Source organism: Micromonospora musae, assembly GCF_003626635.1.
GTDB lineage: Bacteria > Actinomycetota > Actinomycetes > Mycobacteriales > Micromonosporaceae > Micromonospora > Micromonospora musae.
Genome location: NZ_RAZT01000011.1, coordinates 241,047 through 262,310 on the forward strand (window position 1 = coordinate 241,047; position 21,264 = coordinate 262,310).

21 protein-coding genes and 2 tRNA genes are annotated in these 21,264 nt (G+C 70.4%); 10 read left to right on the forward strand and 13 right to left on the reverse strand.

Features of this window, described 5'->3' with window-relative positions:
• Window positions 1-96: 96 nt before the first annotated feature.
• Entirely contained in the window at window positions 97-1,230 is a 1,134-nt protein-coding gene (locus D7044_RS22730) for a hypothetical protein (RefSeq protein WP_120690126.1), read from the reverse strand.
• Window positions 1,231-1,364: 134 nt separating this feature from the next.
• A complete protein-coding gene (locus tag D7044_RS32455; RefSeq protein ID WP_158609404.1) occupies window positions 1,365-1,523 on the reverse strand; it encodes a hypothetical protein in 159 nt (52 codons plus the stop codon).
• 146 nt (window positions 1,524-1,669) lie between these two features.
• On the opposite strand from D7044_RS32455, the gene D7044_RS22735 reads away from it, so the two are divergent.
• Complete coding sequence (locus D7044_RS22735; protein WP_120682876.1) at window positions 1,670-2,209, forward strand: YbhB/YbcL family Raf kinase inhibitor-like protein; 540 nt, start codon at window positions 1,670-1,672, stop codon at window positions 2,207-2,209.
• A gap of 92 nt (window positions 2,210-2,301) precedes the next feature.
• On the opposite strand, the gene D7044_RS22740 is transcribed toward D7044_RS22735, so the two are convergent.
• Window positions 2,302-3,012: a class I SAM-dependent methyltransferase gene (locus D7044_RS22740; protein WP_120690127.1), complete on the reverse strand. Its 711-nt coding sequence runs from the start codon at window positions 3,010-3,012 to the stop codon at window positions 2,302-2,304.
• Window positions 3,013-3,222: 210 nt separating this feature from the next.
• On the opposite strand from D7044_RS22740, the gene D7044_RS22745 reads away from it, so the two are divergent.
• Window positions 3,223-5,046, forward strand: a complete 1,824-nt coding sequence (locus tag D7044_RS22745) for a hypothetical protein (RefSeq protein WP_233565087.1) — start codon at window positions 3,223-3,225, stop codon at window positions 5,044-5,046.
• Window positions 5,047-5,052: 6 nt separating this feature from the next.
• Here the strand turns inward: D7044_RS22745 and D7044_RS22750 are convergent, their stop codons facing one another.
• The gene (locus tag D7044_RS22750; protein WP_120690128.1) at window positions 5,053-5,835 is read right to left on the reverse strand and encodes a hypothetical protein; all 783 of its coding nucleotides are present in this window, start codon (window positions 5,833-5,835) and stop codon (window positions 5,053-5,055) included.
• Window positions 5,836-6,165: 330 nt separating this feature from the next.
• On the opposite strand from D7044_RS22750, the gene D7044_RS22755 reads away from it, so the two are divergent.
• On the forward strand, window positions 6,166-7,689 hold the full coding sequence (locus D7044_RS22755; RefSeq protein ID WP_120682872.1) for a peptide deformylase: 1,524 nt from the start codon (window positions 6,166-6,168) through the stop codon (window positions 7,687-7,689).
• Window positions 7,690-7,784: 95 nt separating this feature from the next.
• Here D7044_RS22755 and D7044_RS22760 read toward each other — a convergent pair whose 3' ends face one another.
• Window positions 7,785-8,900, reverse strand: coding sequence for a globin domain-containing protein (locus D7044_RS22760; protein ID WP_120682870.1), 1,116 nt, complete (start codon window positions 8,898-8,900; stop codon window positions 7,785-7,787).
• Between the two features lie 143 nt (window positions 8,901-9,043).
• On the opposite strand from D7044_RS22760, the gene D7044_RS22765 reads away from it, so the two are divergent.
• Entirely contained in the window at window positions 9,044-9,814 is a 771-nt protein-coding gene (locus D7044_RS22765) for a CPBP family intramembrane glutamic endopeptidase (protein ID WP_120682868.1), read from the forward strand.
• A 45-nt stretch (window positions 9,815-9,859) separates the two neighbouring features.
• Here D7044_RS22765 and D7044_RS22770 read toward each other — a convergent pair whose 3' ends face one another.
• Window positions 9,860-10,468, reverse strand: coding sequence for a hypothetical protein (locus D7044_RS22770; protein ID WP_199716729.1), 609 nt, complete (start codon window positions 10,466-10,468; stop codon window positions 9,860-9,862).
• A gap of 919 nt (window positions 10,469-11,387) precedes the next feature.
• Here D7044_RS22770 and D7044_RS22780 point away from each other — a divergent pair.
• Window positions 11,388-11,478: transfer RNA gene (locus D7044_RS22780), tRNA-Ser, on the forward strand.
• Between the two features lie 35 nt (window positions 11,479-11,513).
• A tRNA-Arg gene (locus D7044_RS22785) sits at window positions 11,514-11,586 on the forward strand.
• On the opposite strand, the gene D7044_RS33575 is transcribed toward D7044_RS22785, so the two are convergent.
• The 4 genes from D7044_RS33575 to D7044_RS22805 all read right to left on the reverse strand — a co-directional run bounded on the left by D7044_RS33575 (window position 11,560) and on the right by D7044_RS22805 (window position 15,040).
• On the reverse strand, window positions 11,560-12,102 hold the full coding sequence (locus D7044_RS33575; protein WP_120690130.1) for a site-specific integrase: 543 nt from the start codon (window positions 12,100-12,102) through the stop codon (window positions 11,560-11,562). The two genes, D7044_RS22785 and D7044_RS33575, sit on opposite strands and share 27 nt — an antisense overlap.
• A gap of 24 nt (window positions 12,103-12,126) precedes the next feature.
• Window positions 12,127-12,963: a DUF1963 domain-containing protein gene (locus tag D7044_RS22795; RefSeq protein WP_199716730.1), complete on the reverse strand. Its 837-nt coding sequence runs from the start codon at window positions 12,961-12,963 to the stop codon at window positions 12,127-12,129.
• Window positions 12,964-13,556: 593 nt separating this feature from the next.
• Entirely contained in the window at window positions 13,557-14,651 is a 1,095-nt protein-coding gene (locus D7044_RS22800; protein ID WP_120690132.1) for an SGNH/GDSL hydrolase family protein, read from the reverse strand.
• A 182-nt stretch (window positions 14,652-14,833) separates the two neighbouring features.
• On the reverse strand, window positions 14,834-15,040 hold the full coding sequence (locus D7044_RS22805) for a hypothetical protein (protein ID WP_120690133.1): 207 nt from the start codon (window positions 15,038-15,040) through the stop codon (window positions 14,834-14,836).
• A 103-nt stretch (window positions 15,041-15,143) separates the two neighbouring features.
• Between D7044_RS22805 and D7044_RS22810 the strand changes: the two genes are divergently transcribed.
• Entirely contained in the window at window positions 15,144-15,428 is a 285-nt protein-coding gene (locus tag D7044_RS22810; protein WP_120690134.1) for an antibiotic biosynthesis monooxygenase, read from the forward strand.
• A 24-nt stretch (window positions 15,429-15,452) separates the two neighbouring features.
• Here the strand turns inward: D7044_RS22810 and D7044_RS22815 are convergent, their stop codons facing one another.
• Window positions 15,453-16,433 (reverse strand): NADPH:quinone reductase, encoded by a 981-nt coding sequence (locus tag D7044_RS22815; protein ID WP_120682862.1) that lies wholly within the window; start codon window positions 16,431-16,433, stop codon window positions 15,453-15,455.
• Window positions 16,434-16,758: 325 nt separating this feature from the next.
• Window positions 16,759-17,391: a TetR/AcrR family transcriptional regulator gene (locus tag D7044_RS22820; protein ID WP_199716731.1), complete on the reverse strand. Its 633-nt coding sequence runs from the start codon at window positions 17,389-17,391 to the stop codon at window positions 16,759-16,761.
• A gap of 162 nt (window positions 17,392-17,553) precedes the next feature.
• Between D7044_RS22820 and D7044_RS22825 the strand changes: the two genes are divergently transcribed.
• Both D7044_RS22825 and D7044_RS22830 read left to right on the forward strand, forming a co-directional pair.
• Window positions 17,554-18,291, forward strand: a complete 738-nt coding sequence (locus D7044_RS22825) for an SDR family NAD(P)-dependent oxidoreductase (RefSeq protein ID WP_120690136.1) — start codon at window positions 17,554-17,556, stop codon at window positions 18,289-18,291.
• A gap of 106 nt (window positions 18,292-18,397) precedes the next feature.
• Window positions 18,398-18,865 carry a nuclear transport factor 2 family protein gene (locus tag D7044_RS22830; protein WP_120682856.1) on the forward strand — a complete coding sequence of 156 codons (468 nt, stop codon included), beginning with the start codon at window positions 18,398-18,400 and terminating at the stop codon, window positions 18,863-18,865.
• 121 nt (window positions 18,866-18,986) lie between these two features.
• Here D7044_RS22830 and D7044_RS22835 read toward each other — a convergent pair whose 3' ends face one another.
• On the reverse strand, window positions 18,987-20,108 hold the full coding sequence (locus D7044_RS22835; protein WP_120682854.1) for an esterase-like activity of phytase family protein: 1,122 nt from the start codon (window positions 20,106-20,108) through the stop codon (window positions 18,987-18,989).
• A gap of 496 nt (window positions 20,109-20,604) precedes the next feature.
• Between D7044_RS22835 and D7044_RS22840 the strand changes: the two genes are divergently transcribed.
• Window positions 20,605-21,231: a hemerythrin domain-containing protein gene (locus tag D7044_RS22840; protein WP_120682852.1), complete on the forward strand. Its 627-nt coding sequence runs from the start codon at window positions 20,605-20,607 to the stop codon at window positions 21,229-21,231.
• Window positions 21,232-21,264 lie beyond the last annotated feature (33 nt).

Consider the following 21,264-nt stretch of genomic DNA (forward strand, 5'->3'; position numbering starts at 1 on the left):
GGCGACGAGGGTGTCGTCCCGATATATCAAGCCGATACATCGGGACAGTATTTGTCGTTGCTTCGCCCCACAAGCCCCACGAGGGGTCGGAGCGCGCTACCGGGCGGTGGTGACCACGACCGGCCAGCGCCGCCAGACGGCGACGTGCACCACCACCCCGAGGGCGAGGTAGTTCAGCGCGGCGAGCGCCACCCACCCGTCGGCGGTGGTCCGGGTCCAGTCGATCCCCCGGGCGTACGCCGACAGCGCCAGGTACAGCGCCGCGGCGACGAGAGCCACCACCGGCAGGACGGTGAGCTGCCGGACGCCGGTGCCCGGTCGCGCCGTCGGCCAGCCGTCGAAGAGCATGGAGACCAGCAGCGCCCCGGCGATCACCGTGCCGGCGATGGCGTTGATCAGGTCCACGTCGCCACCGGTCGCCCACCAGAGCAGGGCGAAGCTGACCGCGGTACCGATCACGACCGCTGCGTTACGGGCCGCGAGCCGCAGCCCCGGTCGCCGCATCCGGGTGAAGGGCCAGCCGCGCAGGGCCACGAAGAGCAGCACCTGCCAGACGCCGAGGACGAGCAGCACCGCGCTGTACGCCGCGACCGGCACCGGCCCGCCCGGATTTCGCAGCCGCTGGGCGTGCCGCACCGCGGCAGGTACGTCGTCCAGGTTCACCAGGAGCAGGTACGCGACCACCGCGATCACTAGCGACACGACCAGCGCGACGACGCCGCCCCGGAACCAGCCGAGCCTGCGGATCGGCCAGCCCTCGCAGACCAGTGTCAGGTGCAGGATGATCGTGAACGCTGCCGCGCCCAGCGCGAGCGTCACCGGGAAGGTCGGCGGATGTCCCGGGCCGGGGTCGGGGTAGAAGATGCCGCGCAGGTCGACCCGGCTGGTCACGGCCTGCCCGAGGATGGTCGCCAGCACCGCGCCGACGGCGATGAGGACGGTGTCGGTGATCCCGGACCAGCCCGGCCGGAGCCGGCTGCCCGGCCAGTCCTGCCACCAGAACGCGACCGTCGCGATCATCGGCAGCGCGAAGGTCGTCAGGGGCCCGAGCACCAGCAGCGTCGCCTCCACGGCGCCGAGCGCGTTGGCGAGCAGGAAGAAGAACGGTACGACGAAGGTCAGCCCGGCCAGGCCGAGGGTCGGCTGGCTACCCGAGGGCTGGGCGGGCAGGTGCGGGCCGGGGTGCCGCTGTGCCGCGCCAGGATCTTCCGACCCACCTGCCCGAGTCATCTTCGGTGTCCATCGCATTCGCCGGCCGCGCGCTCGACCACCCGGTCCGGGTCGCCGCGCACGAGGAGGCGACCGCGAAACCAGACTTTACCGAGGTCAGCGGCGTGGAATGCGGGGTTCGCGGACGCGCGGGGTCACTCCTGCGCCTCGGTCTCGCGACGCTGCTCACGGATTTTCTCCTCGGCCAGTCGCTGGACGGCGCGGCGGCGCTCCTCGGCGATCGCCCGCTCGTCCGGCCGGTGCCGGAGGGCGGTCACGACCGCTGCGAAGAAGTCACGCCACATGCTGGTCAAGAGTTTTCTCCTGGGAGGTTTGCCTACAACCAACGGTAGTGAGCCGAACGTCGCATCCGCACCTGCCGCTTCCGCTCGATTGCCGCGACGGGGCAGGGTAAGAAGATCACAGGACGTTCGCGCGCACGTCGGAAGGACGCGTCTCGATGACCTTGGAACGACCGATCGCCCCGGACCCGTACGAACTGCTGCCGACCGTGCCGTCGTTCACGCTGACCAGCGACGACGTGCAGAACGGCGAGCCGATGGACGTACGGCACACGCACCCGAGCATGGGCGGTGAAAACCTCTCCCCGCAGCTCACCTGGTCGGACTTCCCGGCCGAGACCAAGAGCTTCACGGTGACCTGCTACGACCCCGACGCCCCGACGGGCAGCGGTTTCTGGCACTGGGTGCTGGTCAACGTGCCGGCCGGGGTCACCCAGCTGCCGCGGGGCGCGGGTGGCGGCACGGGTGCCGATCTCGGCGGGGCCTTCTCGGTCCGCAACGACTACGGCGAGCAGGGCTACGGCGGCGCCGCCCCGCCGAGTGGCGACCGGCCGCACCGGTACGTCTTCGCGGTGCACGCCCTGGACGTGGACCGCCTGGACCTGACCCCGGACGCCACCCCCGCGTACGTCGGCTTCAACCTGGCCTTCCACACCCTGGCCCGAGCGGTGATCCGCCCGACGTACCAGAGCAAGTGAGCTGAGCCGGCCCTCCCCGTGCTCCCGTCGTGGCCCCGCGACGCGGGACCGCGGACCCGGGAGCACGGGGAGGGAGCGCCGAGCGGGCGGAGTCAGGCCGGTACGCGCGCCACGGCGAAGACGGACTGCCCGAACGGCGGACGGGCCAGCTGCTCGGCGGCCTTCGTCGCCGGGAGCACGAGCGTGTCGTAGATCTTGACCATCGGGCCCTCCTTCGGCATCAGCCGGAAGACCTTGGTGGCCATGAAGTAGCCGAGCAGGCCGAGCGCGTTCGCGTAGTGCATCTTCTCGACGGTCAGCCCGGCCTCGGTCATCGCCGCCGCGAGCGTCTTCTTCGTGTACCGGCGGACGTGGCCCGTGGCGATGTCCGCGGGGCTCATGGCGAACTGGAAGGCCGGCACGATGATGATGACCGCGCCGCCGGGCCGGACCAGCTCACGCATGCTGCTCAGCGCGAGCACGTGGTCCTCGATGTGCTCGAGCACGTTGTACGAGACCGCCGCGCTGTAGCTGCCCCGCTCCGAGTGCGGCAGCAGCATCTCCCGAACGTCGATGTTCGGCTGGTCGGAGAGGCGCTCCTTCAGCCGGACCAGGCGGTCCGGGTCCGCCTCCGTAGCGGTGAACCGGGGCGCGTGCTCGGCCCACTCCAACGCGTAGTCGCCCAGCCCGCTGCCGATCTCGATCGGATCGTCGCCCAGGTACGGCACGGCCAGCTCGACGAACCAGCGGCGGTGATTGACCGCGGTCGCGAGACCCTCCAGCACCTCGGACTGGACGCGCTGATCACCAGTGATTTCTGCCATGCGTCGATTCCTCACGGTATGAACTCGACCCGCGCCTGGACCGACAGAGTGAATCATCCGCGCGGACGGCAGAAGAATCGGGGGAACCTGATGGCCGAATTGCGGTCGGGGGTGGCGCGTGATCGGCGGTCGGCGAACCCGGCACATAGTACGGCAGTACCCCGAAACGTGCCACGTGCACGTCTTACGCTGACTACGCTCCGAATTGTTATGACTACTCCTGATCGGGGCGAGCCCGAAGGCGACACCGTGGCCGGTGCGTCAGCGGGCGTCGACCGGGGGGAGCGCTCGGGGCGGGGGCGTCGGATCGACCTTCTCGCCGCGCTGAGCTTCGTGGCGTTGGGCTTCTGGGTGACCGCGCGGCTCTGGCTCGACCCGCGAAATGGCATTCGGGACAACCGGTCGGATCAGGCGCAGTTCGAGTGGATGATGGCGCACGGTGCGCGGGTCATCACGCAATTCGCATATCCGTTCCACTCGGATCGGATGAATGTGCCGGACGGCGTCAATTTGATGGCCAACACGTCCGTATTATCCGTTTCGTTGCCGCTGACGCCGGTCACCCTGCTCTTCGGGCCCCGCGCCTCGTTTCTGCTCTTCCTCACCCTCGGAATGATCGCGACCGGAATAGCCTGGTATTTCCTCTTCTCCCGGGTGCTGATCGGGTCGCGTGGCCCGGCCTGGCTCGGTGCCGCCTTCTGCGCGTTCGCGCCGGCGATGATCTCCCACGCGAACTCGCACCCGAACATCGTGTCGCAGTTCGTGGTCCCCCTGATCATCTGGCGCACCCTGCGCCTCGCCGAGCCGGGTCGCTGGCTGCGCAACGGGGTCCTGCTCGCACTGGTGATCGTCTGGCAGGCGTTCCTCAACCTCGAGATCCTGCTGATGACCGCGATCGGGCTGGGCGTGGTGGTGGCGCTGTTCGCCCTCCGCCGGCGGGACCTGCGACACCGCGCCCGCCCCTTCCTCGCCGGCCTCGGTGTCGCCGCCGGATTCGCCGCGGTCGCGCTCGCGTACCCGCTCTACGTGCAGTTCTTCGGGCCGGGGTCGTACCAGGGGCTGTCCCGGCTGATCCGCGGCTACTCGAGCGACCTCGCGTCGTTCGTCGCCTACTCCCGCGAGTCGCTCGCCGGCAGCGCGCGCACAGCCGAGGGGCTGGCGAAGAACCCGACCGAGGAGAACAGCTTCTTCGGCTGGGCGCTCGTGGTGCTGGTGATCGCCCTGGTCTGGTGGCTGCGGCGCAACGTGCTGGCGCTCGCCCTGACCGTGCTCGGACTGCTCTTCGCGGTGCTCTCCCTCGGCCGCGAGGTGATCTTCGACGGCCGGGAGACCGGTGTGCCGAGCCTCTGGGCCCTCCTCGAGGACCTGCCGATCCTGCACTCGGTGGTGCCGACCCGGTGGGCGTTGGCGCTCACCCCGATCATCGGGCTGCTGCTCGCGCTCGGTGCCGAGCGCGCCCGGCAGCTGGCCGTACGACATTCGCGGGCGCGACCCCGGATCCGCTTCTGGACGGTGACGGTGCTCGCCATGGCGCTGCTGCCGCTGCTGCCGACCCCGCTGCCGGCGACCCACCTCGACCCGGTCCCCACCTTCGTCACCTCCGGCGCCTGGCGCCCGTACGTGGCGGGCGGCCGCAGCGTGGTCACGCTGCCGCTGCCGGACACCAACTACGCCGAGCCGCTGCGCTGGTCGGCCGTCACCCGACTGGAGATGCCCCTGGCGCGGGGCTACTTCCTCGGGCCGGACGACCGGCCGCACGCGCAGGAGCGCGGCGCGGCCCTCTTCACCGCGCCGCCGCGCCCCACCAGCAGCTTCTTCACGGTGATCCGGCAAACCGGGGCAGTGCCGCCCATAACCCCGCAGAGCCGGGTGAACGCGGTGGACGACCTGCGGTACTGGCGGGCCGGCGTGGTGATCCTCGGGCGGCACCGCAACGCCGACGCGCTCCGCCGGGGAATGACCGAACTGACCGGGATCCAGCCAGTCTTCACCAGGGGCGTCTGGCTCTGGGACGTCCGCCCGCTGACCGACTGAGCGCGGTCAGGCGTCGCGGACGCAGCAGCCCCGGCAGACCTTCGGCTGGGGCAGGGTGAAGGCGAGGCAACAGGTGCGGCGCTGCACGGTCGGCTCGCCGCCGGGCCCGGGGACCAGCTCGACCAGGTCCTGCACGCCGAGGGCGTCGAGCAGGGTCGAGATCGTCTCCGCCGACGGGCCGGGCAGCCCGTCCGCAGCGCGCAGGATCCCGGCCGAGATGCCGGAGGCCACCGAGCCGAGGAGCGTACGGGTGCCGATCCGCACTTCCGCCTGGATCGCCCTGATCATCGGCAGCAGGTGGGCGTCGAGCAGCGAGGCGCGGAGCACGTCGAGCAGCTCGGTCTCGTCGGCCACCACCCGCACCCGGGGGCCGCCGGTCAGCGCGAGCGGGTCGCCGGGGAGCACCGCCACGGTGGTCGAGTGGCGCAGGCCGAAGGTGAGCAGCGCGCTGGGATCGTCGAAGTGGACCAGGACGGTGGACGGGTCCAGCAGCGGCACCCGCCGGGCCGAGGCCCAGCCGAGCGCTGCCGGCAGACTGCACCAGTAGCTGTAGGACTTCCAGGCCAGCGCGGCGCAGGCGTGCGGGGTGCCGTTCCAGCGCTGGGCGGCCGAGTGCAGGAAATCCGGCAGCCGGGAACCGTCGACGAGAGTGGTGGCGGGAATCCAGCCGAGCTCGTCGGCGACCGTGAGGCCGGGCGCGAGGCCGGGGATCTCGTCGGTGCCGAACATGGCGCGCAGCGCCGCCGTGACCGGAGCCAGCGGGGCGGCTGCGAGATCGCGGCTCGGCATCACCGCTGTCACTCGATCATCCCCGTCCCCCGTGGTCATCAGTTGAGCTAAGGCTAGCCTAACCACAGCTCGCCGCTCCCGGGAAGGTCGGATTCCGGCGGATCCAGAGGTCTTGGTCACCTCGGCGAATCCCTGTACGCGCAGGTCGCGGCGTTCGTGCCCGCCGTTACTACCCCCGCCGGTACCGGAAAAACGCACGGTGCCCGCCGGTCGGCGCCGAAGGATCGACGGTTGTCGGTGCATTGTCAAGCACATTGTCGGCAAGGTGGCAGTTTTGTGTTTGTTCGGCCACGGAACGTGAAACTGATACTCCCGGCCACGAGGAAGCCGATGACCACCTCACCCCTCGATCGTGCTGTCGACTCCTTCGCCGCCGAACTCGCGCGGCACCGAACCGGACGGGGGCTGTCCAAGAAACAGCTGGCCGTGCTGATGGGCTTCGACCCCTCGTACGTCAGCCACGTCGAGGGGCGGCGACACCGCCCGACCGAGGACTTCGCCCGGCGGGCCGAGGCCGTCCTGGAGGCCGGCGGCGCGATCTGGCAGCGCTTCCGTGAGTACGACGACGCACGGCAGGCCCGCAACGGACACGCGCACCGGGACCTGCCCCTGCCCGGTCAGTGGCTTCCCCCCGGCACCGGCCTGATCGTCGAGCGTGAATCCGCCACCCTCAGCCACAGCGACGAGGGCTACCGGTGCGTGATCCGGCGGGAGCTCTACAACGCCGGCACCGAGCCCGTCACCCGCTACCTGGTGCGGGTGGCAGTCGACCGCTACCCGAACGACCCCGGGCGCTCCAATCGGCACCACCGGGAACATCCGCTCACCTTCGCGGAGCTTCAACTGCGCGCGTACCGGGACGACGGCGGCGAGCGCGAGCCGATGCACTGGCGGGCCAAGCACGACCGGGACGCGTTCAAGGAGGTCTGGCTCCTCTTCGACAACGGCGAACGCCGCTTCCCGCTCTACCCGGGCGACCGCGCCACCATCGAGTACGCCTACCGCGTCGGGGCGGAGAAGTGGGGACCCTGGTTCCAGCGGGCGGTCCGGCTACCCACCCGGCACCTCGCCGTACGCCTCGATCTTCCGGCGGCCCTCGACCCGCAGGTCTGGGGCGCGGAGACCTCGCTCTCGGCGGAGGAGGGCCCGCTGCGAACCCCCGTGCAGCGGCACGACGAGGGCCACCGCGCGATCTTCGAGTGGGAGACCGAGGACCCGCCGCTGAACGCCCGCTACCGGATGCAGTGGCGGTTCCGGGCCCGGCCGGAGCCGGAGCACGACAGCCCGCTGGACGGCCGGATCCGCCCGAGCGACCGGATGCGTGCCCTGGGGGTGGTGCAGCGCGGCGACGACCAGCTGCGGCAACCGGCCCGCCCGCTCGACCTGCCCGCCGAGGAGCCCGCCGCCCGGGGCATCGTCGACCGGCTCAGCGCCACCCTCGTCCGCCTCGACGAACTGCATCCGTTCAGCAAGGGGGTCGGGATCGCCGCTCCGCAGCTCGGCGTCGCCCGGGCGGTGGCCGTGGTCCGGCCCCCGGACCGGAACGCCGAACCGGTGGTACTGCTCAACCCCCGGGTGGTCGAGGTGTCGCCCGACACGGACGAGCAGTACGAGGGCTGCCTCTCCTTCTTCGACCACCGCGGTCTCGTGCCGAGGCCGCTGCGGATCGACGTGGAGCACGACCAGTGGGACGGCAGCCGGATCATCACCTCGTTCGAGTACGGGATGGCTCGGCTCGTCGCACACGAGATCGACCACCTGGAGGGGCGGCTCTACGTCGACCGGATGACGCCAGGCGTGCCGCTGGTCCCGGTGGAGGAGTACCGCGAGACCGGCCGTCCCTGGCGGTACTGACTTCCGCACCCGGTGGCGAGCCGGGGCGGGGGCGGGGGCCGGGGTGCGTGCCCCAGGGGGCAGGGGCACGCACCCCGGATGGGGGGAGGAAAGTCTCAGAGCTCGCCGAACGTGTCGTACCGGATGTGCGGCGGCGGTACGTCGTCCGCCGCGAGCACCCGCAGCGTCGACCGGACCATGGGCGCCGACCCGGAGACGTAGCAGTCGTGCCCCGTCCACGGGCCGTACCGGCCGAGCACATCCGCGATCTCGCCCAGCTCACCGTCGAAGTCCGGGTCCTCGCTGCACGCCGGAGTGACCGACAGCCACGGGTGCGCGGCGACCAGCTCGCGGAGCCCGGCCAGACCGTAGAGATCCGCCTCCTGCCGGGCGCCGTAGAAGACGTGCACCCAGCGGGTGCGGTTGTAGGTGACCAGCTCCTCAACCAGCGCCTTGATCGGAGCGAGCCCGACCCCACCGGCCACACAGAGGAGGTCCCGCTCGGAGGTCCGATCCAGGGTCATCGAGCCCATCGGAGCGGCGAGTCGGAGCAGGTCCCCCGGCTTCACCCGGCGAACCAGCGCCCCGGAGACCCAGCCGGCGCCGGAGGAGCGGACGTGGAACTCCAGCACGTTCTCCTCGTTCGGGGCGTTCGCCACCGAGTACGTCCGCCACACCCTCGGGTGGTAACGCGGAACCTCCAGGCTCACGTACTGGCCGGCCTTCCAGGCCATCGGGTGCTGGAGCGCGCGTACGGTCAGCACCGCCGTGTCCGCCCCGTGCCGCTCGTGGGTCAGCACCTCCGCGTGCCAGAACGGCGGGTTCTCGTCGGCCGCCGCGCCGGCCAGCATCTTCTCCGAGATCGCCGCGTACGCGTCCCGCCACGCCTGGTCGTACTCCAGGTTCCAGCCGTCGCCGGCGGTGCTGCGGAGCGCGTCCATGAGGGCGACCCCCATCGTCGCGTAGTTCTCCGCCGCCACGTGGTATTTGCGGTGGTCGCGGCCGAGCGCGCGGAGGAACTCGTCGAAGCTCTCCGGATCGCCGACGGTGTGGATCGCCGTGATGATCGCTTCCAGCAGCCGGTCACCCTGCCCGGTCATCTGCACCGGGAAGAGCTGCCGCAGCTCCGGGTCGAGCAGGAACAGCCGCGCGTAGAAGTGCTCGCTGAGCCGCTCCCGGTGCTCCTCGACCAGGGTCCAGCTCTCCTTCAGCAGTCGCGCGAAGTTCTCCATGCCGGTCGCTCCCTCTCCTGACGGCGAATGGGGCGAGCACAGAATGTCCACGGAGCGTGTTGACCGGTCGCACAGAATGTGCGATCAGCTCACAAGGGGTCCTCGGGCGGTCGGTAGCCGCTTCCGTCGGGCAGAGTGGTGCGGTGACTCTTGAGCTCACCCGCCCGGTCTCCCGCCGGATGCTGGGGACCGAGACGCTGCTGGTCCTCGGCCTCTCCCTCGGCCAGTCCGCCGTCTACGCGGTCGTCTCGATCATCGCGAAGCTGACCGCGGAGGGCGGCCTCGCCAAGCAGACCGCCGCGCTGAACACCTCGGCGTCCTCCCGGCCGTACCTGGACCTGACGTACCAGCTGCTCGGCATCGTCTTCGCGCTGCTGCCGGTGCTGCTCGCCGTACACCTGCTGAGCCGGGATCCCGGTGACCCGGCGCGGACCCTCGGCCTGGACGCCCGGCGGCCCGGTGCCGACCTGGCGCGCGGCGCCGGTCTGGCCGCGCTGATCGGGCTGCCGGGCTTAGCGCTGTTCTGGGTGGCGGCGCAGCTCGGCATCAACGCGACCCTCGTGCCGGCGGCGCTGCCCGAGGCCTGGTGGGCCGTGCCGGTGCTCATCCTCGCCGCCGCGCAGAACGCCGTGCTGGAGGAGGTGATCGTGGTCGGCTACCTGGTCACCCGCCTGCGCCAACTCCAGTGGCGGATCGGCGCGGTCATCGCGGCGAGCGCCGTGCTGCGCGGCAGCTACCACCTCTACCAGGGCTTCGGCGCGTTCCTCGGCAACGTCGTGATGGGTGTCGTGTTCAGCCTCTTCTACCTGCGTACCCGCCGGGTGATGCCGCTGATCGTCGCGCACACCCTGCTCGACGTGGTCGCCTTCGTGGGGTACGCGCTGCTGCCCGACTCGTGGTTCGACTGGCTCTGACCCTGGGCTTCTGGATCTTGGAACCGAGTGGCCTCTCCAGGGGCGCTATCGTGCCAAGATCTGCCCCGATCGGTAGGCCGTGACGGCGCGGGCGGCGAGGCGCTCGGCAGCCGCCGCGTCCCCGGCCGCCGCCGCGAGCACCGCCGCGCCCGGAAGCAGCCGGGACGCCAGTCGAAGCACCAGCCAACCGGCGGCCTGAGCGGCGAGCGGCATCGCCAGCCGCCACGCCGCCTCCAGAGCGCGGGGCCACGGCGCCTCCCCCGGCCCGTCCAACGCCCGCGCCGCGTCCAGTGCGGTACGCGCGCTCTCCGCGTCCGGGTGCACCTGGGTCAGTACCAGCAGCTCGACGGCCCGATCCGGATGGACCGGATCGCGGTCGTACGCCGCGGCGAGGTGCAGCACCAGGTTGGCCTGGGTCCAGAGCACCGAGGTGAGCTCGGCCAACGGGGCGAGGGCGCCGGCGAGCGCCGAAACGGCCCCGCCCGCGCCCGCCAGCCGGACGAAGCGCCGGGTGGCGAGCCGGGCCAGCGCCTCCGGCGACGCCTCGGGGTACGCCGACCGCAACCGCTCCGCCCACTCCCGCGCGTTCGGGCCGAGCGCCTCCACCGCGGCCAGCGCCAGCAGCTCCGGGGCGAAACCGGGATGATCGAACACCCGGGCGGTGGTCCTCCGGAGAGCTGACAGCTCGGTCGTCGGCGCCGGTACGGCCGCCTGTCGCTGGGGTCGCGCTGCGGCGGTCGCCACCCGCGCGGGTCGTGGCGGGACGGCCTCCTCCGGCGTGTTCCCACGCGGGGCGGGCACCTTCTTGGCGGCCTTCTTCGCCGGGGCGCGCTTCCCGACCGTCTCCTTCTTCGCCGCGGTCGCCTTCCTCGCGGGCGTCGTCTCCTTCGGGGCCGTCGCCTGCTTCGGGGTGTCCGCTGCTGGCCCAACGGCCTTCGCGGTGTCCGCGGCCTTTGTGTTGCCTATCGCCCGCTTCGCGGTTCCGGCGGCCTTCTTGGTGCCGGCTGCCCGCTTCGCGATTCCCGCTGCCGGCTCAACGGCCTTCGGAGTGTCCGCTGCCGGCTCTCCGGTCTCCGCGGGCGTCTCCCGAGCGGATACCGCCTCCGGCCGCGCTGTTGCTGCCCCGGTCCCCGCCGACCGGTCCGCCTCGGTCGCCGGTGCGGCAATGGTCGCGGGTGGTCTGGACTTCCCGGCGGTCGCGCGCCGGGGCACCGGGGGAGGCGCCGGGTCGTCGGGCTCGGGCGGCTGGAACAGCACGGCCGGTGCCGCCTTCGCGCGGCGGGATCTTTTCGGCTTCGCCGAGGGCGGCGCCGGGTCAGAAGCGGCGGGCGGGTCGTCGGGCGGAGTGAAGGTCGCCTCGGGGAAACGCCGCCGGGCCCCGTCAGCAGGCTCGCGGCGGGTCGGCTCGCTCGGGGGCTGCTCGTGCATATCGATGGAGCGTAGCCGTGAACACGCCGCCGCACAGCGTGGAAGTACAGCGAGGCGGAGACCGGACGGAGTCGCCGAGGAGGTCGCTTTGCCCCCGATGGGTGCGGCCCTGTATCCTCGGGCGCGGTGACTTGCGGGTCACCGAGGAGACTTCGCCTAGTCTGGTCTATGGCGCCGCACTGCTAATGCGGTTGGGGTCTTAAAGCCCCTCCCGGGTTCGAATCCCGGAGTCTCCGCGCGAAAGTCGGTCGTGTAGGCTGGCTGAGCACCAGCGCCCGTAGCTCAATGGATAGAGCATCTGACTACGGATCAGAAGGTTAGGGGTTCGAGTCCCTTCGGGCGCACAGCAGGTCAGGGGCCGGTTTCCCATCATGGGAGACTGGCCCTTGACCTTTCTGACCCCCACGGCTGACCCCTACGTGGCGTAGGTCATGAACCCGAATACGACGAACGCCTGCCCGCTCGCAGAGCTGGTCGAGATGCCGATTGATATTGCGCGGCTCAATCGGTGTGCCGATCTTTGTCGTGAACAGAAGGCCATGCTCCTGCCAGCGATCACCGGCGGCCTCCCGCTTCGTCCGCTGCAAGACCCGATGACCACGGAGCACGTCGACCAGCCCGGCAGGCAAGGCCACCGCCCGTTCCGACCCGTCCGTCTTCACCGGCCCGAACCGGAGTTGTCCGCCTGTGCGCTGCAACGACTGCCGAACGCGGAGCACGCCATCGACCAGGTCCACGTCGACCCACCGCAGCGCCAACGCCTCACCGCGGCGAAGCCCCAGCGCCAAGGCGACCGAGTACGGCGCATACCACCGGTCATCCCGCGCAGCCTTCAAGAACCGCGACGAGGAGATCCTCAAGACCGCCGACGTGGTGCACGACGGTCAAAACCAGAACACGGAGACGTACGCCCGGTTGAAGCGTCGCGCCGCCGCGTCCTGCCGCCTGATCGACCAGTGGGCAACTGCGTCTTCCCAGCCAGGGAGGGAAGGATGCCATTCGGCGAGAAGCACCCAGTCCTCCGGGTGTGTCGCTTCCCCGGTCCCCGGTCGTAGGCCGGCCCTCTCTGTTCGCGCTGCCGACACCGCAGATGAGGTGACGGGGTCCATACCGCAGTCAGTGGCGTATCCGCCGATCTGCAGCCGATCCCAGCCGATGACCTTCAGACCTTCGCCTCGCACCTGTCCCCACACCTCGCGCAGCTCGGCGGCGTGGGGGTGCTCGGCCTTGTCGATGATGTCGTCATGGTCCGGGAGCGAGATGTCGTACCTCAGTCGCAGCTCTCCCTGCAGCTCAGATACCTCTTGATAGCTGGCAAACTCCTCGCCCGTGTCGCTGAAGTCCAACCAGCGTTCCTCGACGGTCGTGCCGACAGGGACGTACGCCGCAGAACCGAGGGGGATCTCGCTGCCCCATGCCGAGGCTTCGGGACAGGCGAACAACAGAAGCTGGCCGTCGGGCGGCAATGGGAGGTCTGTCGCGTCCTGCGGCAGCGCCGCGAGGTCAAGGGACGCGATGAGGGGATACTCAGGGTCGGGGACGTCGGGCGGAAGCATCAGTGGACCGCCGAGGCGGCCCACGACCGGCCCATTCGCCTGCGGCGACAGCGTGGCGCACCGGCGTACGACGCCCAACCACCGCTCCACGTCAACGGTGGGGATATCGCGTGCGAGCGCCTTCTCACGGCACCGGTTCAGCTTCTCCGTCGTCTCTTGGATCACGCGATGAACCGTAGTGGCGCGGCCTGACATGCTCCGGTCAAGGGCGAAGCCGCTGGGCGACCATCCCCGGTCAGAGGTGTGGCCGGGCCATCCACGGGCCACAAGGCGATGGCACGGGGGGCCAAACCAGGCCACGTGAGAACGCGCCGAGCAGGCGTAGGGCCGCACCCACGGTCGATCTTGTGAGATTCCCAAGCTGCGAGTCTCTGACCCCAGCCTGACCCCAGCACAACGCCAACGGCCGCCACCGGATGAACGTCGGCCACGAGCCAGCGGGGAGGCGAGGCGGGTACCGCCGGGTGCAGGATGCTCCTACAAATTAGAAGGTTAGGGAGTCGAGTCCCTTCGGGCGCCAAGATCACCGCGACCCTGAACTGCCGATATGGCAGATCAGGCCCGCGGTGTTTCCCTCCCTTGTGGTCGGTCGGGTGCTCGAATGGCGCTCCTGTGACCTTCAGCGAGGACTTCATGCCCGTCGTCTTTCCCACGCTCTCCGACGGCGCCGCCTCCGTGTACGCGTCCAGGATCGGCGAACGCAGATGAGCGCGGGCTGGCCGGGGCCGTCGCGTACGGGCGGCGGGCGGCGGGGGCAGCTAGAGCGTGAGGTCCGCCAGGTCGACGGCGTCGGCCATGGCCTTGGCGCCCCGGTCGTTGAGGTGCATGCCGTCGCCGCTGTCCAGCGCGGGGTGGATGTGGTCGGGGGCCTGCGGGTTCGCCACGGCCCGGGCCACGTCGAAGACACCGTCGAAGGCGTCGGTTGTACGGATCCAGTCGTTCACCTGGCGCCGGACGGCGAGGCCCTCCGGCGTGCTGATCGGAGCGCCCCCGAAGGCGCCGATGGTTCCTCCGATGACCTTCAGGCCGGCGGCGTGGGCGCGGTCGGCCAGGTTGGTGAAGCCCTCGACGAGGGCGGCGGCGGTGGGGAGCGGCTCGCCCAGCATGGTGGGGAGAACGAGATCGTTGATACCGAAGTGCAGCAGGACGTGGGTGACTCCGGGTACCGGGAGGACGTCGCGGTCGAAGCGGGTCAGCGCGTGTTCGCCGACCTCGTCGCGCAGCAGGCGGTTCCCGGCGATGCCCTGGTTGACGACCCACCCTCGATCGAGTCGGCGGTTGAGGTAGTCGACGGAGCGGCGGTTCGCGCTGGTCGTGGTGCCGACGCCCTCGAACCAGGAGTCGCCGAAGGCCACCGCGATCGCGGTCCCCGGCGCGGCGAGCACGTCGACCCCGGAGAGGTAGAACCGGGCCTCCACCTGCGCGGCCCGAGCGAACGTGGGCGAGCCGACGTGGTTTCCGTCGACGACTCGCGCGACCTCCGCCGGCCGGTGGGAGTAGGTGGCGAGGCCGGTCCGCTCCGGGAGGTAGAGGTCGACGACCAGGTCCGTGCCGGCGGCGACGGGAAGCTCGACCGGGTCGGAGACGAGCTCCTCGCCCGCCGGAATGACGCACTGCCCGATGCCGTCGAAGGTGAGAGCGCCCTGCCGTCGGCCGACCGAGTACGTGGCCGCCGCGATGGTCAACGGGGCCCGGCCGTAGCGGTTCGTCAGGCGTACGCGGAAGGCTTCTCCACCGCCGGCCAGGTGCAGCACCTGTCGTACGGTCTGGTCGGCGAAGCCACGGGGTTCGCTGAGCTGGAGCTGGTCGTGCGGGTTGATCACGGCGGTACGGAAACCGGCTGTCCAGGTCATGGTCGCTCCGTTGGTCGGTGCCGCTCACGTAGCGGGCGGGACGATGCTTCGCGGGTGCCGCCGGGGCTCCGCGAATCCAGCCCGTCTCAGCTTCGAGGCAGCGGGACGGCGGTGGAGGTGTTTCGGTAACGTCCAAAATCTTGACAGTCCAAAGACTGGACAGTCAATATCTGTGACCACCTTCACGAACCCCTGGGCTCACTGATGGTCTGCTTGTTCCGGCCGGCCAGCCGGGTGAGGTCGGTCTGCCGCAGGCCGTCCTCGTCCAGGTGGGCCAACACCGCTCCGTGCCGGGGGCGGAGGTCGTCGAAGCCCTCCTCGGCGCCGCGCCGGAACAGCTCGGACTGCAGCCCGAACAGGAGTCGGGTGGCGAGCATGCCGAGATCCACAGCGCGGCTGCTCCGTCTCGTGTAATCCCCGTTAGAGGCCGGGGAATAGATAGTCCATAAATTGGACTATACGATCGTGCTACCGAACCAACCGGAGGAACTCATGCCCACCGTGGAACTCACTCGCTTCCGGGTCGACCCGGCCCGCGAGAACGACCTGTTGCAGGCCCGGCCGCAGATGCTCGCCGACTTCCAGGCGGACCGCTCGGGCTTCATCGAGGCGCGCCTGGTGCGCCTTCCGAACGACGAGTGGCTGGACATCGTGCTCTGGGAGACCCCCGAGGACTTCGCCGCGTCCCGGGCCAAGGGGGCCAACCTCCCCGGAATCGCGGCGTTCTTCGACGCGATCGGCGCGTTGATCAGCGCCGAGGAGGGAACCTCCGTCTGACCGGCCGGGCCGCCCGGCCCGTCGTCAGAGCTTGAGGACGACGCGGCCGACGGTGGTCGGCTCCTCGACCAGTTCGTGGGCCCGGACGATCTCCGACAGTGGCAGCTCCGCGGCGATCGGATAGACCAGGTCGCCGGCGACCAGGGCCTCGGTCAGGGCCCGGGCGGCCGCCTCGTTCGCCTCCTCGGGGAAGTCGTCGTTGCTGAGGAAGCGCACCGTGATGTTCTTGAAGGCGTATGGCCAGTACGGGATGCGCGGCGAGCTGTCGCCCGTCGCGTACGTGGCGATCACGCCGTTGTAGGCGAGGATCTTCTCGTTGAGTTCGAGGTTGGCGTCAAAGGCCAGCTCGGCCACCCGGTCGACGGGTTCCCCGCCGGTCGCCGCCAGGATCCGTTCGGCCGCGTCACCGCTCGACACGTCGACGACGTGGTGGGCGCCGGCCGCGAGGGCCGCCGGGATCTGCTCGGGGTGCCGCACCGTCGCGACGACCGTGGCCCCGCCCCGCCGGGCCACCGCCACCGCGGCCCGTCCGACAGCGCCCAGCGCACCCGTCACCAGTACGCGCTGCCCGGTCACCGGGCCGTCAGCGAAGATCGCGCGATGCGCGGTGATGCCAGGGATGCCGAGGCCGGCCGCCTGCTCGTCGGGGACCGCCGACGGCAGCGGGACGGCATGGGCGGCCGGCACGACCGTGTACTCGGCGGCCGTGCCGAACGGGCGGTACGACTGTGCGAGGTAGACCCAGACGCGCTCACCGATCCGGGCCGGGTCGACGCCTTCGCCTACCACGTCGATGACGCCACTGCCGTCGCCGTGCGGGATCACCCGGGGGTACGACATCGTCGAGCCCCAGTAGCCGCGGCGCTTGCCGATGTCGCCGACGTGGATGCCGGATGCGGTGATGCGTACCCGGACCTCGCCGGGGCCGGGCTGCGGGTCGGGCATCTCGCCGAGCCGCAGCACCTCGGCCGCCGGACCCTGCTTCTCGTACCAGGCTGCGCGCATGTCGGGTCTCCCTCACCGGAGTTAGTCCAATTTCTTGACCGTCCAAAACTATGACTAAATTCGAGCGGTCGTCAAGTGAGCGGAGTCCCCAGCCCGGGGTGTGGCAGACCTGGCGTTGAAGCAGTTCGGCAGCACGTCGTCGCGATCGGCGATCTCAACATGTACAAGATCATTATCTGATCGGGTCGTACCGTCGACCGCCCCCGGACCCCAGCGCGGCCTCCGGAGGCGGTCCTCGTTTCGGGGCCGCCGGGCGTTCCTCCGCCGTCCCCCGGACGGGCGGCCGAGTCGCTCGCGAACGACGAGCGGCGCGGGCCCGGTGAGGTCAGTCGGACTGGGCGGTGGGGAGCCGGCGCGACGGCGGGTGCGGCAGGCTCCGGGCGTTCGTGGCGCGGAGCCCGTCGAAGGTCAGTTCGAGGTAGCGGCGCCAAACCTGCGGCTGCGCGTCCAGCAGGGGCGCCGCCGTCTGATGTATGCCGCCGAGCAGCAACACGATGTCCATGCCGGTGACGTCGTCGCGGATCGTGCCCTGTTCGCGGGCCCGGGCGGTGAGCGTCTCGGCGGTCTGGCCGAGGCGCTCGATCGCGGACCGCACCTGGGCGAGTTGCAGCGACGGGCGCCCGATCACCTCGCAGAACGCACGGTCGGCGGCGAGCACCTCGACCCCGGCGGTCATGAACTCGTGCAGCGCGGCGGCCGCGTCGTCGGCGTCGACCAGGCGGTCCGCCGTGCTGGTGAGTCGGTCGAGCAGCTGAAGCATGATCGCCGCGAGCAGGTCTTCCTTCGAGGCGAAGTGCCGGAACACCGTGCCCTTGGCGAGCCCGGCGCGCTGGGCGATCTCCCCCATCGACACGTCGACCCCGCACTCGGCGAACGCCGCGGTCGCCGCGTCGAGCAGCAGGCGCCGGTTGCGCACCATGTCCGCTCGCTGGCCCGGAGTGGCTGTCGTCTCGGTCACGCGTACCCCCTCCCGGGGTCGACCCTACCACCAACATGACCGGTCGGTCATTTTCTCTGCTACGGTCAACATGACCAGGCGGTCATTTTCTGTTCCGCCGGTCACCGCCCGGCCCTTCGGCCGGCGGAGCAGTCATTCCGAACCCACCCCGGAGGTAGGACAATGAGCAACGCACTGGACGGAAAGGTCGTCCTCGTCACCGGCGCGTCCTCGGGCATCGGTCAGGGCACGGCGCTCGCCCTGTCGAAGGCGGGCACCCGGGTCGCGGTCGGGGCCCGCCGGGCCGACCGGCTGAAGTCCCTCACCCAGGACGCCCCCGGCGAGATCCTCGCCCTCGACCTGGACGTCACCGATCGCCAGTCCGTGCAGAACGCCGTCACGGCGACCGTCGACCGATTCGGCTCCCTCGACGTGCTGGTGAACAACGCGGGCGTCATGCTCAGCGGCCCGATCCTGGGCGCGGACCTCACCGAGTGGACGCGGATGGTCGAGACCAACCTGCTCGGTTCGATGTACGCGGTGCACGCCGCCCTGCCGCACCTGCTCGCCGCCAAGGGCGCCGTGGTGCAGATCTCCTCGACCTCGGGGCGTACGGCCTCCGCCGCGAGCGCCGTCTACGGGGCCACGAAGTTCGGCATCACCGCCTTCTCCGAGGCGCTGCGGCAGGAGGTCACCGCGGAGGGCGTACGGGTGATCGTCATCGAACCCGGATTCGTCGACACCGAGCTGGCCAGCCACATCAGCGATCCGGCCATCCAGGCCATGGCGAAGAGCATGGCCGAGTCGATGCGGACCCTCCAGCCCGAGGACATCGCGAGCGCCGTCCTGTACGCGCTCACCCAGCCCGAGCACGTCGCCGTCAACGAGATCCTGATCCGACCGACCGATCAGACCCGCTGAACCCGCTGCGGGCCCGGCCCAGCCGGCGGGAGGGGGCCACGTTTCGGCCCTGCTCCCGCCGGGAATGCCGCAGCCCGTCCTGGGGACCGCGGAAGGGGACAGGACCATGAGCGAGGCGCGCCCACCGTTTCCGCCGTTCGACCTCGACAGCGCGCTGGCCAAGGTGCAGGCCGCCGAGGACGCGTGGAACAGTCGCGACCCGCAGCGGGTGAGCCTCGCCTATACGGAGGACTCCGTCTGGCGTAACCGCGACCAGTTCATCACCGGTCGTCGGGCGATCGTCGAGTTCCTCACCGCCAAGTGGGAGCGCGAACTCGACTACGTGCTGCGGAAAGGCCTGTGGTCTTTTCGGGAGAACCGGATCGCCGTCCGTTTCCAGTACGAGTGTCGCGACCGCGAGGATCGGTGGTGGCGCAGCTACGGCAACGAGCTGTGGGAGTTCGACGAGAACGGGCTGATGCGCCGTCGCGAGGCCAGCATCAACGACGTGCCGATCAGTGCGGCCGATCGGCGCTACTTCGGGCCACGGCAGGAGGACGAGCGAGGCGCGGGTCACGACTTCCCGTTGCAGTGATCCCGGGGTGCGTCGCCGCGGCCGCCGGTGATCGACTCAACGTCCTTGAAGTCGGGGCATCCAGGTCGGCCGGACCCCCGACTCCCCTGATCCCTTAGTCAATCACCGGCGGCAGCGAGGGTCAGGGCAGCCGCGCCTGCAGGGTCAGCACCCGGGTCACCTGGATCGGGTTGAAGTTGTCGTCGCTGATCAGGTGGATCTCGGCCTTCCCGTCGCCACGCCCACGATCGACCGTCAGTGCCTCGTAGTTGTCGAGCAGCGGGTTGATCTGCGGCTCGGGGCTGGTGGCACCCAGCGTCGGGCAGTTGACCAGGTCCGCGACCAGCCGCTTGCCGATCACGTCCCGGCCGGGGGCGGCGGAGAGATTCCGGATCGAGGTGACGTCGCCGGCCCGGTCCGCGCCGGTCACCGCGTACAGCCGGACCGTGTTGCCGACGTTGGCGGTGAAGGCGGCTTCGAGCACCACGAACCGGCCGTCGCCGTACGGGGCGATCTCCGCGATCCGAAGTCCCTGGTCGACCTTGTACCCGATCTGTCGGACCAGCCGGTAGTCGTGGTGCCGATCGGCCCGGTAGACGAGGATCCGCCGCCAGACCGCCTCGCCCGTCGGCGAGACGTCACCGCTGAGGGTGTCCTCCATGGCGGCGTAGACGTACTGACCGTCGGGGGAGATGCCGAGCCCCTCGAGGGTGCCGTTGTCGGTGGCCTCCCCTGCGGGGGAGACCCGGAAACGTGCCGGCACCGGCAGCTCGCCGCGCTCAACCCCGTCACGTCCGAAGATCCGGATCGAGGGCTCGGACTCGGAGCTGACGAGGAACCGGCCGTCAGGCAGGACGGCGAGCCCTTCGGCGTCGAAGTTCGTGCCGTCGTACGGGGTGCCGTCCGCCTTGGTCAGCAGGGTTGACCCGGTGACGCGTGGGTGGCCGGGATCCCGGAAGAACCACAGCTGGGCAGGGAGCGTGCCGCTGCGGTCGACCACTGAGACGTAACCGTGACTGCGCTCGTCGTAGGTGATGGCGGACAGACCGCCGACCTGCACACCCTTGACGGTGACCTTGTCCAGGGCGTCGCTGAACCCCACAGCTCTGGCTCCAGGAGCGCAGTTCGGGGCCGGCTTGCCGGAGGCGGATTCTGAAGCGGCCTGTGCCGCCGGTGCGGCGACGGACGCGCCGAGCAGCGCGACCAGCGCGGCCCCCAGCAGGGAACCAGGTCCGTGCGCGCGTCGCCTGACAGATCGAGTCATGCGGAGAACTCCATTCGCTGAATGCTCGGGTGGCACTTCGTAGCCACCACACTTCACCTTCCGATTCGGATGAAAGCCGTTGCGGAGAGCGATCAGGATTGCGTCAGATCGGGCTGGCGCCGAGTGGTGCGTCCGTCCCCTTCGGACGGGCGGCATCCGAGCAGCAGAAAAAAGCTAACGACTTCCGCACAATTGAGCAACGTGACGGGCGTAATACGCCGACGCTCACCGATGAGGCTCGTCCGAGTCTTCGTGCTAATCGCGTCTCCGCCGACCGATGGCGGCTGACCAGGTAATTTGCTCGAATGATGAACCGGAACCGACTGGGGTACGTGTGCCGATGCGGTGAACTCTCGGGTGTGTCGAACGAACCGGATTCGTCACGGGCGCTATTCCTGGGTGGCCCGGCGTGTGATGATGCCGCCCCGTGTAGTTCAGGCCACACCGAGGACGCTTTATTCAGCATATTGCCCTATAGCGAACTACTCTGGCTCGCATGACCACGGCACAGGAGCCCCGCTCCGTCATCGAGACCCGGCTCACCCACGACATGCACCGCCAGGCGACGACCCTGCTGGCCGAGGCCGCAGCGCGCCGGGAAGCCGACGTCGCCCACCTCACCGAACTCCGCGACTTCCTGGTGGCGACGCTGCGCCACCACCACGAGAGCGAGGACCACGACCTCTGGCCGATGATCGAGGCCGTCTCGCCCGGCGCCTCCGAGCCCCTCAAGGCCCTCAGCGACGAGCACGACGCCCTCGACGCCGCCCTGGACGCGCTGGAGGAAATGCCGGTGCCGACCGAGGGCGACCGGCGGGAGCTGGCCACCGCCGCGGCCGCCCTGCGGGACCTCGTCCACACGCACCTCTCGCACGAGGAGCCCCTGCTCTTCCCCGCCCTGCAGGAGCACGTGTCGCCCGAGACGTGGGAGGCCTTCGCGCTCAGGGTGATCACCACCACCCCGCCGGTCGGCGCCAGCCTGCTCGTCGGCTTCTTCGACGAGGTCGGCACGCCGGAAGAGGTCGCGCTCATCCTCTCCGCGCTGCCCGCACCCGCCCAGGCCGGCGTTCCCGCCATGCGCGCCCACTCCGCGGCGGTGATCGCGTCCCTGCGTAAGGCCTGACCCTCCGGACGACGGCGACTGGGCGCGTTCGAG